This window comes from Variovorax sp. 05L425 (genome assembly GCF_056397705.1).
The window spans coordinates 307,153-320,073 of the sequence record NZ_JBFTNY010000002.1 but is presented as its reverse complement, the minus strand read 5'-3'; the positions used below and the strand labels follow the sequence as shown (position 1 = coordinate 320,073).

The following is a 12,921-nucleotide window of genomic DNA, read 5'->3' as shown; positions in this document are numbered from 1 at the left end:
GCGATTGTCGCGCTTCGAGGCGCGGTCAGCGATTCGGCATCTCGAACACCAGGCACGTCGTCGTTGCATGTGCATACAAGGTGCCGTCCGCGCCCACGAGCCGGGCTTCGGCGGTCGCAAGCTGGCGGCCGCAATGGATCACCTTGCCTTCGGCCCGAACGCGCTGGACCTTGGGCGTCAACGCCTTGACCAGGTTCACGCCGAGCTCCGCCGTGGTGTAGGCGCGGCCGACCGGCATCATGGTGTGCACGGCACAGCCGAGCGCCGAATCGAGCAGCGTGGCAAACCAGCCGCCGTGAATGGTGCCGAGCGGATTCAGGTGCTCTGGCAGCGGTTTCCCCTGGAACACGGCGCGTCCCGGGCCGACTTCGATCAACTGGAAATTGAGCGTCTTTGCGATGTGGGCGTAGGGGAGCTCGGCTCGAAGCATCGCTTGCATCATTTCCAGGCCGGTCTTTCCGGCGATCTGGTCCGGCCGCGCGAGACCCGGGCCAGGGCCTGCATTGAGCCGCTCGTTGATGGCGTCTTCCTCGGCGATCCAGGCAGCCAGTTGATCCGTCGATGTCATCCGATTTTCCTTGAAAGTTGCATATGCAATGATTGTAGCTACAATCATCCGCATGAACGCTATCGCAAAACCCCAGGGTTGCACCAACTTCAGGTTGCGCCACTTGATGCGTCAGGTCTCGCGGCACTATGACGCCGAGGTCGCCAAGAGCGGTCTCAAGACAACGCAGTACTCATTGCTGTCGCATGTGCTGCACCTCGGCCCGCTGCGGCCGGTGGATCTGGCGCAGGCGATGGGCATCGAGGCCTCGACACTGTCGCGCAACCTGAAGCCGATGATTGCCGCCGGCTGGCTCTTGCAGGGCGAGGGGCCTGACGCGCGCAGTCGACTCATCGAGATCACCGACGACGGCCGCAAGAAGCGCACGGAAGCCCAGCGCCACTGGCGCGCGGCCCAGGAGCAACTCAATGAATTGCTCGGCGTCGAGCGCGTGATGGCGCTGCACACGCTGGTCGACGAGAGCATCGCGCTGTTGCAGGCCGCCGACGAAGTGTGCGAGGGAGACATCGATGAGTGACCGAACCGTTGCCGGCACGACGCCCGTCGCGCGCTACGCCATCTGGCTGGTGCTTCTCGCCGCAGCCGGCACTTTCGCGCTGACCATGGGCGTGCGGCAGACGATGGGCCTGTTTCTCTCGTCGCTGAACACCTCTACCGGACTCGGCATCGGCAGCATCAGCCTCGCGTTCGCGTTCGGGCAATTGTGGTGGGGCCTGACGCAACCTTTTGCGGGTGCCGTGGCCGACCGCATCGGCACCGGGCGCGTGATCTTCATCGGCGTGTTGCTCGTCGCGCTCGGCACTTTCATCACGCCGTTGATGACGACGACGGGCGGCCTGATCTTCGCCATCGGCGTGCTGGCCGCGGGGGGCGCGGGCATGGCGGGGCCTTCGGTCCTGATGGCCGCGACGACGCGCCTCGTTCCCGTGCAAAAGCGCGGTCTTGCCACGGGTGTGGTGAACGCGGGCGGCTCGTTCGGCCAGTTCGCCATGGCGCCGATCGCGATCGGGCTGATGGCCACTGTCGGCTGGGCGAGCGCCATGCAGTGGCTGGCGGTGTTGATCCTGCTGGCGCTGCCCGCGATATTCGTGCTCAAGGGCAACTCGAATCAACTTGCGGCACAGTCCGCGGCGGTAAGCGGCGTGAAGCCGCTCACTGCGCGCCAGGCGATCAGCCAGGCGATCGGAACGCCCAGCTACCGTTACCTCAGCCTCGGTTTTCTCGTCTGCGGCTTCCACGTCGCGTTCCTGGCGACGCACCTGCCGGGCGTGGTCGCGGCTTGCGGCCTTCCGCCCGAGATCGGCGGATGGGCGCTCGGGATGATCGGCCTCTTCAACATCGTGGGCAGTCTGGCCATGGGCTGGGCAGTCGGCCGCTGGCGCATGAAGTCGCTGCTGGCGCTGCTTTACGCGACGCGCGGCATCGCGGTGCTGGTTTTCCTGCTGGCACCCAAGACGCCGGCGGTGATGCTGATCTTCGCGGCAGTGATGGGCATCACCTTCCTGTCGACGGTACCGCCGACGGCGGGGCTGGTGGCCAAGATGTTCGGCCCGGCCAACATGGCAATGCTGTTCGGCATCGTGATGCTGGCGCACCAGGTCGGCGGCTTTCTCGGTGCCTTCCTGGGCGGCTACGTGTTCCAGGCCACCGGCAGCTATGACATCGTCTGGTACATCGACATCGCCCTGGCAGCCGGTGCAGCGCTGATCAACCTGCCGATCCGCGAATCGCGGCCCGCGATGCTGGCGAAGGCCGCAGCATGAGCGAATCGACAACCATCGATCCGCGCACACGGCGCCTGCTCGAAGCGCCGATCGTCCCGACGCTGCTGCGGCTTGCCGCGCCCAACGTGCTGGTGATGATTGCGCAGGCCTCCGTTGGCCTGATCGAAACCTACTTCGTCGGCAAGCTCGGCACCGATGCACTCGCCGGCATGGCGCTGGTGTTCCCGATCGTGATGCTGATGCAGATGACGTCGGCCGGCGCGATGGGCGGCGGCATTGCTTCGTCCATCGCACGCGCGCTCGGCGCGCGGCGTCGCGATGATGCGGATTCGCTGGTGCTGCATGCGATCGCGATCGCCTTCGGCTTCGGACTGCTCTTCATGCTCGCGCTGCTGCTTGGCGGGCCCTGGCTGTACACGCTCATGGGCGGGACCGGCGCGTCGCTGGACGCGGCAATGGCCTATTCGAACGTCGTCTTCGCGGGCGCCGTGCTGGTGTGGCTCTTCAACTCGCTGGCCGCTGTGATTCGCGGCACCGGCAACATGGCGGTACCGGCGAATGTGACGGTCGCTGGCGTGGTCGTGCTCATTCCGCTGTCGCCGCTGCTGATCTTCGGCTGGGGGCCGATTCCGGGCCTGGGCATTGCCGGTGGTGCGGTCGCGTTATTGCTCTATTACCTCGGCGGATCGATCGCGCTCTGGATCTATCTTCGGTCGAAGCACAGCCTGCTGAAGCCGTCGATGGCCAATGTACGCTTCCGTTGGCCGCTGTTCCGCGACATCCTGCGCATCGGCCTCGTGGGTGCGGTGTCGACTGTGGCGACCAATCTGTCGATTGGCATCGCGACTGCGCTGTCCGGTCACTTCGGGCCCGGTGCGATTGCCGGCTACGGCACGGCCGCGCGGCTCGAATACCTGCTGGTACCGCTCGTTTTCGGTCTGGGCGCGCCGTTGGTCGCGATGGTCGGCACTTGTATTGGCGCGGGCCAGCGCGAGCGGGCATTGCACGCGACCTGGGCCGGTGCCGCCATCGCGTTCGCGCTCACCGGTGCCATCGGCGTCGCGGCGGCGTTGTTCCCGCGGCCGTGGCTGATGCTGTTCGGCAGCGACCCCGCCATGCTCGAAACGGGTTCGGAATATCTGCGTGCCGCCGGGCCGTTCTATGGCTTCTTCGGCGTCGGGCTGGTGCTGTACTTCGCGTCGCAGGGCGCAGGGCGTTTGCTGTGGCCTGTGATCGGCAACATCGCGCGCCTGATCGTCGCGGGGCTCGGCGGCTGGCTGGCCTTGCGTTGGGGTGGCACGTTGGTGCATGTGTTCCTCGTCCAGGGTATCGCGCTGATGGTGTATGGCGCTGTCAACGCATCGGCGATTGCCGGCGGCGCCTGGTTCGGCCGCATCGGCTGGCCTCGGACCACGACCGGGCTGTTGCGCCGCATCCAGCCTTCCTGAAATCTTTTCGAAACTTCCGAAAGACCGCCATGAAAGTCAAAGACTCCGTCGTATTCATCACCGGCGCCAACCGCGGGTTGGGGCTCGCCTTTGCGAAGGCCGCGGTCGCGGGCGGCGCGAAGAAGGTCTACGCGGCAGCGCGTGATCCGAAGAGCATCACGCTGGCCGGGGTGCATCCCATTGCGCTGGATGTGACGCGGCCCGAACAGGCGGAAGCTGCCGCCCGTGAATGTGGCGACGTCACGCTGCTGATCAACAACGCGGGCATCTCGCGTGGGGTGAATCTGCTCGGCGCGCCGGATGTCTTCGAATCGGCGCGGGCCGAGTTCGAAACCAATTTCTTCGGACCGTGGGCCATGAGCCGGGCCTTCGCACCCGTGCTGAAAGCGAACGGCGGCGGCGCGATCGTGAACGTGTTGTCGATCCTGAGCTGGCTCAGCCTGCCGAGTTCCGCGACCTACAGCGCGTCGAAGTCGGCCGCGTGGTCGTTGAGCAATGGCCTGCGCGACGCGTTGCGCGAGCAGGGCACGCAAGTGCTGAGCTTGCACGTTGCGTTCATGGACACCGACATGGCGAGCAATGCGCCGGGGCCCAAGGCGTTGCCGGACGACGTGGTCGCTCAGACGCTTGCGGCACTGGAAGCCGGTAAGTTCGAAGTGCTGGCGGATGAGTTGACGCGGCAGGTCAAGCAGGGGCTATCGACCGACGCGCCGCCCTACGCGGCGGCTCGTTGACCGATGAATCTTCCGCTCAATTGAAGTTGGACCCACCAGGCCTTCAAAGGGGTCGCGGCACAGGCACCAGGCGATGCAGCGCCTCGAAGAATAGATCGGACTGCTCCCTCTCCCCCTGAATCTGCGCAGCCACATGGGCGGCAAGCGCCGCGTCGACCGGCACGAGCGGCCGGCCGGTCGATTGCGCGATCACCTGGTGCAGGCAGGCGCGTTCGAGGTAGTACAGATCGTCGTAGGCGTGCGCAATGCTCGCACCGGCCACGATCACGCCGTGGTTCGCAAGAAACGCCACGTCCTTGCCCGCCATGGCGTGGGCGATGCGCTCGCCTTCGGTGTCGTCGAGCGCGAGGCCGTTGTAGCGGGCATCAACGGCGATGCGGCCCATGAAACGCATCGCGTTCTGGCTCAGCGTCGGGTCCAGAGCGCGATCGGAGGTGAGCGTTAGCGCGGTCGCGTAAGGCATGTGGCAATGCAGGACCACCGCATGGCCGGTGATGCGATGCACTGCGCCGTGGATGAAGAGCGCGGTGGGCTCGACGCGGTGTCGGCCGGCCAGCGCTTCGCCATGTACATCGATGAGCACGATGTCGTCGGGGCCGATCTCGCTCCAGTGGAGGCCGCGCGGATTGATGAGATAGCGATCCTTCGCGCCCGGCAACGCGACGCTGAAATGGTTGCACACGCCTTCGGACAATCCGTGATGCGCGGCGGCCCGCAGGGCAAGCGCGAGATCCTGGCGCAGGATGCGAACGGCAGGGCTGGCGTATTGGGAATCTGCGTTCATGAGGTCGTGATCAGGTTGACGGGGGTGTCGTCACGCGCGCAGCGTGCCGCCGAAGCCCGCGACGAAACGCCGCGCATCTTCGCGCACCGCCGCCGCACTCTTGCCCGGCTTGTACAGCGCCGAGCCGATGCCGAAGCCGGCCGCGCCGGCGGCGCGCCATGCATCCATGTTGTCGGGCGAGATGCCGCCGACAGGCATCAACGATGTTCCCTTGGGCAGCACCGCGAGCAGCGCCTTCACCACCGCGGGCGAAGCCAGTTCCGCCGGAAACAGCTTGAGGCCGGTCGCACCCGCCGCCAGCGCACCGAAGGCCTCGGTCGGCGTCATCACGCCGGGGAGGCTCACGAGGCCGAGCCGCCTGGCTTCGGCGATGACTTCGGCATTGAAGTTCGGCGCCACGATCAACTCGCCGCCGGCAGCGTGCACGTCGCGCACCTGCTGTGCATCGAGCACCGTGCCGGCACCGACCAGCGCATCCGGAAAGCGTTGGCGCAAGAGCGCGATGCTGTCGAGCGGCCTTGGCGAATTGAGCGGCACTTCAAGCAGGCGAAAGCCGGATTCGACGATGGCGTCGCCCACTTCGGGCGCTTCCTCCGGCGTCAGGCCGCGCAGGATCGCCACGAGCGGCAGGTGCTGCAAGGCAGCGGCGAACTTGTCTGAGGCAGTGGTCATTGCTTTCGATGGCTGTGTGTGTGGAGCGCGTGCAGGCCAGCCCACGTCGCCTCGGCGCCGAGCGTCCTGGCCTTGGTGCCGGAGGCCTGCAGTGCCAGCAGGTAGCGCTGCGTGAGCGCGGGAGTGCCGATCAACACCACCTCGCCGGCCGCGTGGAGGGATTGCGTGCGCAGTTCTTCTCCAATGAGGATGCCGGAGAGATAGCTCGAGAGTTCCCGTGCCGGCATGCGATCGAAGAGCGACAGGGTGCGTGCGCCGAATGCGTTGTGCAGCAGGCCCTGGCCGTTGTCGGACTGCGTGACGCCCTGCAGGAAGGCCGCCTCGTCGAGCGGTGCCGACGTATCGAGCGTGCGCGCGAGGATCGAATGCTGGCTCAGTACGGCATAGAACTCGCCGGTCATGAAGGTCCGAAAGCCGGTCACCATGCCGTTCTTCACGCGGGCCCATTTGTTGTGCGTGCCGGGCAGCACGAACAGACCGTCGCGCAGCTCGGTGAGGACCATCGCGCCGAGGATCTGCACTTCTTCCCCGCGCATCACGTCGGGCACGCCGTCGTGCGTGTCGCTGAGGCCCGGCACGATGGAGATGCGTCCCGGCTCGATTTCCATGATCTTGTTGCGAACTTCGGTGAGACCCGCGGGGCAGGGGCAGTAGGGCGCCTCGACCCATCCCTGCTTGCTTCCGGCCATGCCCGAAATCAGGCAGCGCGTGCCGAGCGGACGCATCCACTCGGCAAAGAGCGTTTCGAACACTTCGGTGAAGCCGCCGTTCTTGATGGTGAGGATGCCGCGCGGGTGGCTCTGCTCTTCCAGCACTTGCCCATCGGGGTCGAGCAGCGCACCGCGCAGCGAACTCGTTCCCCAATCGACGGCAACAAGGCGGGCGTGGCTCATGGGCGTGTCTCTCGCATCTCTCGTGTCTTTCGGTCGAATCAGCCGCGCGGCTTGTAGGCGGTCACGTCGATCTCGACCTTGGCGTCGATCATGAGGCGCGACTCGACGGTCGAGCGTGCGGGCCGATGGTCGCCGAGGCATTCCATGTACACGCGATTGAAGCTGCCGAAGTCACGCGCGTCATTCAACCACACGCTGACCTTGGCGATGTCGGCCAAAGTGCAGTCGGCCAGGGCGAGCGCCTGTTCGATGCGCTTGAAGACCTGGCGCGTCTGCGCTTCGATGCCGCCGACGATCACCTGGCCCTGGTCATCGGTCGGGACCTGGCCGGAGACGAAAACGAAATCGCCCGCGCGGGTGGCGGGCGAGAGGGGGCGAGCCTGGCGGTCCGAGGCGATGGGCGACTGACCGAGCATTTCAACGTGGGACATGGTGATGAATATGTAATGAAATTACAGAAAATGCGAGGGTAAACCCCCGTTTGACGTGGCAAACGACTGTAAATACGATCGCCGATGTAATGTTATTACTCATGGAGCCGCGATGCAAACGTCCGCCATCACTGTACCGATATCTGGTTTTTCTCCACTGAACCCGGTGCGTGCGCCGCGTTGGCGGGCTGTCGCAGGCACGCTCTTCGCTGCCTTCGCGGTGGGCCTTCTGCCCGGCGCCGCATTCGCCGAACCTGCCAAGGGAGGCGCCGCCAACCTGGCGATGGTCGGCGAACCGCAGGGCCTCGACCCGATGATCAGCACGGCCGATCTCGTCGGCACCATCATGCAGCACGTCTACGAGCCGCTCTATACCTTCGATGCGAACTGGAACATCGCTCCGATGCTGGCCGAGGGCATGCCGGTTGTCTCCAAGGACGGCCTGACCTACACCATCGCGATTCGCAAGGGCGTCAAGCTCCACAACGGACGTGACCTGAATGCCGATGACGTGGTGGCCTCGCTGCAGCGCTGGATGGACCTTTCGCCGCGCGGCAAGGCAGTGGGCAAGGAAGTGGCTTCGCTCACGGCCAAGGGCCCGCTCTCCGTCGAGTTGAAGCTCAAGAACCCCTATGCGCCGCTGCTGGCCCAACTGGCGCTGCCCAGCGGCATGGCCGCCATCATGGCCAAGGAAAGCATCGCGCCGCAGCTCAAGGAATTCATCGGCACGGGCCCCTACAAGTTCAAGGAGCGCCGGCCGGACCAATTCACCGTGCTCACGCGCTTTGACGGCTACACCGCGCGCAAGGAAGCGCCGAGTGGCTACGCGGGCCGGCGCGAGGCCTTGCTCGACGAACTGCGCTTCGTGCCGGTGCCCAACGCGAACACGCGTGTCGAAGGCTCCCTGTCGGGGCAATTCCAGTACGCCGACCTGCTGCCCGTGGAGGCCATTGGCCGCATCGAGAAGGGTGCGCCGACCGTGGTGCCGATCGTGACCAAGAACTTCGGCTTCCCTTACATCGTGTTCAACACGAAGGAAGGCGTGCTGGCCTCGCAGCCGCTGCGCCGTGCGGTGCAAGCGGCGGTGGGGCAGGGCGAACTGATGGCCGCTGGTTTCGGCGACAACCGCTTCTTCGTCGTCGAGCCCAATTTCTTCCCGAAGGGCACGCCCTATTACTCGGCCGCCGGCGCCAACGCCTACAACACGCGCAATCCGCAAGCGGCGAAGGATCTCGCAGCCAAGGCGGGCTACAACGGCCAGCCGATCCGCATCATGGCCAGCCGCCAGTACGAGTTCCACTACAACATGGCGCTCGTCATGTCCGAGCAACTCAAGAAGGCAGGCTTCAAGACCGACCTGCAGGTGGTGGACTGGGCCACGCTCGTGCAGCGCCGCAACGACGCCAAGCTGTGGGACGTCTATTTCACGCATTCGGGCCTGTTCCCCGAGCCGATGCTTTCGCCGCCGCAACTGGGCGACGGGGCGCCGGGCTGGTGGGAAACGCCGGCCAAGAAGTCCACGCTCAGCGCCTTCAACCAGGAGAGCGATGCGGCCAAGCGCGGTGCACTGTGGGGCCAGGTCCAGCAGACCGTCTATGACGAAGTCCCGTTCATCGAGGTCGGCAAGTTCAACAGCCTGTCGGCGCGCTCGGCGAAGCTGGAGGGCTACACGCCCGCGATCTGGCCGTTCTTCTGGAACACCGGACTCGCCAAGTAAGCGCCGCGAGACTTTCCCATGTTGCGCTTCCTGCTCACTCGCCTGGCCGGCGCCCTGGTGGTACTCGCCATCGTGGCCGTGCTGGTCTTCGCCCTGACACGCCTTGCCTCAGGAGACCCTGTCGCGCTGCTGCTCGGCGACCAGGCCACTGCCGAGGACATCGCCCATGCCCGCACCCAGTACGGCCTTGACAAGCCCTTGCCGACGCAGTTCGTGCTGTGGGTGGGAGAACTGCTGCAAGGCAACCTGGGGCAGTCGCTGTTCCTGCAGCGGCCGGTGGCGCAGGCGCTGATGGAGCGTGCCGAACCGACCCTGTTCCTTGCGCTTTTCGCGGTGAGCATCGCTGCACTCATCGGCATCCCGGCCGGCATGGCCGCTGCCATCTGGCGCGGCAGTTCAGCCGACCAGGCCGTGAGCGGCGTCGCGATGCTGGGTGCGAGCGTGCCGAGTTTCTGGCTGGGGCTGATCCTGATCCAGTTCTTCGCGGTCAAGCTCGGCTGGTTTCCTGCATCGGGCTACGGCGATCCGAGCGCATCGCTGGGAGAGCGGCTGCATCACCTCCTGCTGCCCGCGCTGGTGCTTGGCCTGCTCAATTCGGCGCTGATCATCCGCTTCACCCGCGCGTCGATGCTCGACATCCTCGGCGAGGACTATGTGCGAACAGCCCGCGCCAAGGGCCTGCCGGAGCACGTGATCATGGTCAAGCACGTGCTGCGCAACGCGCTGGTGCCGATCATCACGGTGCTCGGCCTCACGCTCGCGCTGATGATCGGCGGCACGGTAGTGACGGAGACGGTGTTCAACCTGCCCGGCGTCGGCAACCTCGTGGTGCGCGCGGTGCTTCGGCGCGACTATCCGGTGATCCAGGGCACGCTGCTCGTGATCGCCGCCATCTACGTGTTCATCAATCTTGGTGTCGACTTCGTGTACACGCTGGTCGATCCGCGCATTCGGTTGGAATCCAAATGAAAGCCGCCGTCTCCTCATTCCTTGGCGGTGTGCTTCCCCTCGCGCGGCGGCTGTTTTCGCGCAAGGTGGTGCTGGCTGCCGCGATCGTGCTGCTGCTGGTGGTGGGTGTCGCGGTGATTTATCCGTGGCTCTCGGATGCCGACCCGAGCGCCATCGAGATCAGCGAGCGCCTGCATGCGCCCTCGTGGACGCACTGGGCCGGCACCGACGAACTCGGTCGCGACGTCATGCTGCGCATCGTTCACGGTGCACGCTACTCGCTGCTGATCGGCTTCGTCACTGCGGCTGGCGCGGTGCTGTTCGGCACGCTGATGGGCATGCTCGCCGGCTTCTTCCCCCGTCTCGACGCGCCGCTGATGCGTGTGGTCGACGCCATGATGTCCTTCCCCGACATCCTGCTGGGCATCGCGCTGGTGTCGATCCTCGGCGTGTCGCTGTGGAACGTGATGCTGGCGCTGGTGATCGTCTACACGCCGCGCGTGGCGCGCGTCGTGCGCGCCACCACGCTCGTGCTGCGCGAACTGCTCTTTGTCGATGCGGCGCGCGCGCTCGGCGTACGCACGCCGCGCATCCTGCGCAAGCACATCCTGCCCAACCTGATGTCGCCGATCCTGGTACAGGTGACATTCATCTTCGCCTACGCCATCCTGGCCGAAGCTGGGCTTTCGTTTCTCGGCGTCGGCGTGCCGCCCGATATTCCGACCTGGGGCACCATGATCGCCGGCAGTCTCGAATACGCCGACAAGGCTTTCTGGACCATCTTCTGCCCCGGCCTCGCGATCGTGCTGACCGCCCTGTCGCTGCAGATGCTGGGCGACGGCGTGCGCGATCTGCTCGACCCCAAGCTGAGGAAGGCGACATGAACACGAGCGCTGCTATGTCGACAGAGTCGCCGCGGCTCGAAGTGCACGGGCTTTCCACCTCCTTCGCCACGGAAGCGGGCCGCATCCAGAGCGTGGCCGACGTGAGCTTCTCCATCCGTCCCGGTGAAACGCTCGCGCTCGTGGGTGAATCGGGCTCCGGCAAATCAGTCACCAGCCTCACGCTGATGGGCCTGCATGCCAAGACCTCGCACGCGCAGGTGCAGGGCGAGGCCTGGTTTGTGCGGCGCGACGGCCGGCGGGTCGACCTGCTCGCCATGCCCGAGGCCGACAAGCGGGCCCTGCGCGGCAACGAGCTGGGCATGATCTTCCAGGAGCCGATGACCAGCCTCAATCCGGTGCTCACCATCGGCGAGCAGATCGCCGAGTCGGTGCGTCTGCATCTCAAGCTGGATCGCGGCGCGGCCTTTGCGCACGCGCGGCGCATGCTCGAACTGGTGGAGATCCCCGCCGCCGGTCAGCGCGTCAACGAGTATCCGCACCAGCTCTCCGGCGGCATGCGCCAGCGCGTGATGATTGCGCTGGCGATGGCCTGCAACCCGACCTTGCTGATTGCCGACGAGCCGACCACCGCGCTCGATGTGACCATCCAGGCGCAGATCCTCGCGCTGATGGGGCGGTTGCAGAAAGAGACGGGCATGAGCATGCTCTTCGTCACGCACAACCTCGGCGTCGTTGCGCAGTACGCGGATGCGGTGGCTGTGATGTATGCCGGGCGGATCGTCGAATCCGCGCCGGTGCACGATCTCTTCGCGCGGCCGGACCATCCCTACACGCGCGGGCTTCTTGCCTGCCTGCCGGGCGTGGCGCGTCGGCGCGGTGCGCATGCTGCTTCTGCCGGGCGCCGTCCGCAATTGGTGGCCATCCCGGGTCAGGTCTCCAGCCCGTTCGCGCCGCCGCCCGGTTGTGCCTTCGCGCCGCGCTGCGCGTTCCGGCAAGAGGCGTGCGACGCGCGCATGCCCCTGCTCGAATCGGCGGGCGGCCGGCGCATGGTGCGCTGCATCGGATTCATCGAGGAGAAGGCCGCATGACGACCGCGACAGCCATGGCAACAGCGCCAACCACAGCAGCGGCGGCGGGCGACAACCTGCTCGAGATCCGCAACCTGCGCAAGTACTTCGGCAAGGGCAGCCATCCCGTGCGCGCGGTCGACGATGTGAGCTTCAGCATTCGCAAGGGCGAGACGCTGGGACTGGTCGGCGAATCGGGCTCGGGCAAGAGCACCATCGGCCGCCTGCTCACGCGGCTGGTCGACCCGACCGGCGGGCAGATGCTCTACCAGGCCAGTGGGTCGGATGCGACGCCGCAGGATCTCGCGGGGATGTCGCAATCGCAGTTCAGGCCGTTGCGCTCGAAGGTGCAGATCATCTTCCAGGACCCGTATGCCAGCCTCAACCCGCGCATGCGGATTCGCGATGTATTGGCCGAAGCGCTCGACACGCACGGACTGGCGAAAGGCAGTGCGCGCAAGCCGCGCATCGAGCAACTGCTGCAGCAAGTGGGTTTGCGCCCCGAGCATGCCGATCGCTTTCCGCACGAGTTCTCGGGCGGCCAGCGCCAGCGCATCGGCATCGCACGCGCACTGGCGGTGGAACCGCAGTTCATCGTCGCGGACGAGCCGTTGTCGGCGCTCGACGTGTCGATCCAGGCGCAGGTAGTCAATCTGCTGGGCGAGCTGAAAGAGCAACTCGGCCTCACGCTGCTTTTCATTTCACACGACCTGGACGTGGTGGAGTACCTGTGCGACCGCGTCGTCGTGCTGTACCTCGGCCGGGTGATGGAGATTGCGCCGACGGAGGCGCTCTATGCGAGCCCGCAGCATCCCTACACGCGTGCGCTGCTTGCGGCGGCGCCGATTCCCGATCCGGCGCAGCGGCGCGTGGTGCCATTGCTGCAGGGCGATCTGCCGAGCCCCGCGAATCCGCCTTCGGGCTGCGTGTTTCGCACTCGATGCCCGCTGGCGGAAGAGCGCTGCGCCAGCGCCGACATGCAGCTGCGCGAAGTGCGGCCCGGACACTGGCACGCGTGCTGGAAATGAAGCTCACCCCCAGCCTCGCCCACTTCGTGTGGCTCTGCACCCCCTTGCAGGGGGCAACACCA

The 12,921-nt window shown here is 66.1% G+C and carries 14 protein-coding genes; 9 read left to right on the top strand and 5 right to left on the bottom strand.

The genetic code is table 11. The annotated features are described in order from the left end of the window. Positions 1 to 25: 25 nt before the first annotated feature. Positions 26 to 568, bottom strand: a complete 543-nt coding sequence (locus AC1DN9_RS03740) for a PaaI family thioesterase (RefSeq protein WP_478097388.1) — start codon at positions 566 to 568, stop codon at positions 26 to 28. A 52-nt stretch (positions 569 to 620) separates the two neighbouring features. Between AC1DN9_RS03740 and AC1DN9_RS03735 the strand changes: the two genes are divergently transcribed. The 4 genes from AC1DN9_RS03735 to AC1DN9_RS03720 are packed head-to-tail and all read left to right on the top strand — an operon-like array spanning position 621 to position 4,474. Continuing rightward, positions 621 to 1,085: a MarR family winged helix-turn-helix transcriptional regulator gene (locus AC1DN9_RS03735; protein ID WP_478097386.1), complete on the top strand. Its 465-nt coding sequence runs from the start codon at positions 621 to 623 to the stop codon at positions 1,083 to 1,085. Continuing rightward, positions 1,078 to 2,331 (top strand): MFS transporter, encoded by a 1,254-nt coding sequence (locus AC1DN9_RS03730; RefSeq protein ID WP_478097385.1) that lies wholly within the window; start codon positions 1,078 to 1,080, stop codon positions 2,329 to 2,331. The genes AC1DN9_RS03735 and AC1DN9_RS03730 overlap by 8 nt, the downstream gene beginning before the upstream one ends. Further along, the gene (locus tag AC1DN9_RS03725; protein ID WP_478097380.1) at positions 2,328 to 3,740 is read left to right on the top strand and encodes an MATE family efflux transporter; all 1,413 of its coding nucleotides are present in this window, start codon (positions 2,328 to 2,330) and stop codon (positions 3,738 to 3,740) included. The genes AC1DN9_RS03730 and AC1DN9_RS03725 overlap by 4 nt, the downstream gene beginning before the upstream one ends. Positions 3,741 to 3,769: 29 nt before the next feature. Then, a complete protein-coding gene (locus tag AC1DN9_RS03720; protein ID WP_478097378.1) occupies positions 3,770 to 4,474 on the top strand; it encodes an SDR family oxidoreductase in 705 nt (234 codons plus the stop codon). Between the two features lie 43 nt (positions 4,475 to 4,517). Here AC1DN9_RS03720 and AC1DN9_RS03715 read toward each other — a convergent pair whose 3' ends face one another. Genes AC1DN9_RS03715 through AC1DN9_RS03700 form a run of 4 tightly spaced genes read right to left on the bottom strand, consistent with a single transcriptional unit; the run spans position 4,518 to position 7,254 of the window. Beyond that, positions 4,518 to 5,258 (bottom strand): aldolase, encoded by a 741-nt coding sequence (locus AC1DN9_RS03715; RefSeq protein ID WP_478097376.1) that lies wholly within the window; start codon positions 5,256 to 5,258, stop codon positions 4,518 to 4,520. A 30-nt stretch (positions 5,259 to 5,288) separates the two neighbouring features. Beyond that, on the bottom strand, positions 5,289 to 5,930 hold the full coding sequence (locus tag AC1DN9_RS03710; protein ID WP_478097375.1) for a 2-dehydro-3-deoxy-6-phosphogalactonate aldolase: 642 nt from the start codon (positions 5,928 to 5,930) through the stop codon (positions 5,289 to 5,291). Continuing rightward, positions 5,927 to 6,823 carry a 2-dehydro-3-deoxygalactonokinase gene (locus tag AC1DN9_RS03705; RefSeq protein ID WP_478097373.1) on the bottom strand — a complete coding sequence of 299 codons (897 nt, stop codon included), beginning with the start codon at positions 6,821 to 6,823 and terminating at the stop codon, positions 5,927 to 5,929. Before AC1DN9_RS03705 ends, AC1DN9_RS03710 begins: the two co-directional genes overlap by 4 nt. A 38-nt stretch (positions 6,824 to 6,861) precedes the next feature. Next, complete coding sequence (locus tag AC1DN9_RS03700) at positions 6,862 to 7,254, bottom strand: RidA family protein (protein ID WP_478097372.1); 393 nt, start codon at positions 7,252 to 7,254, stop codon at positions 6,862 to 6,864. 112 nt (positions 7,255 to 7,366) lie between these two features. Between AC1DN9_RS03700 and AC1DN9_RS03695 the strand changes: the two genes are divergently transcribed. Genes AC1DN9_RS03695 through AC1DN9_RS03675 form a run of 5 tightly spaced genes read left to right on the top strand, consistent with a single transcriptional unit; the run spans position 7,367 to position 12,859 of the window. Beyond that, on the top strand, positions 7,367 to 8,971 hold the full coding sequence (locus AC1DN9_RS03695; RefSeq protein WP_478097370.1) for an ABC transporter substrate-binding protein: 1,605 nt from the start codon (positions 7,367 to 7,369) through the stop codon (positions 8,969 to 8,971). 18 nt (positions 8,972 to 8,989) lie between these two features. Further along, entirely contained in the window at positions 8,990 to 9,940 is a 951-nt protein-coding gene (locus tag AC1DN9_RS03690; protein WP_478097368.1) for an ABC transporter permease, read from the top strand. Further along, positions 9,937 to 10,803, top strand: a complete 867-nt coding sequence (locus tag AC1DN9_RS03685) for an ABC transporter permease (RefSeq protein ID WP_478097366.1) — start codon at positions 9,937 to 9,939, stop codon at positions 10,801 to 10,803. The genes AC1DN9_RS03690 and AC1DN9_RS03685 overlap by 4 nt, the downstream gene beginning before the upstream one ends. Then, complete coding sequence (locus AC1DN9_RS03680; protein ID WP_478097364.1) at positions 10,800 to 11,852, top strand: ABC transporter ATP-binding protein; 1,053 nt, start codon at positions 10,800 to 10,802, stop codon at positions 11,850 to 11,852. The genes AC1DN9_RS03685 and AC1DN9_RS03680 overlap by 4 nt, the downstream gene beginning before the upstream one ends. Further along, complete coding sequence (locus tag AC1DN9_RS03675; protein WP_478097363.1) at positions 11,849 to 12,859, top strand: ABC transporter ATP-binding protein; 1,011 nt, start codon at positions 11,849 to 11,851, stop codon at positions 12,857 to 12,859. Before AC1DN9_RS03680 ends, AC1DN9_RS03675 begins: the two co-directional genes overlap by 4 nt. The last annotated feature ends 62 nt before the right edge of the window (positions 12,860 to 12,921 follow it).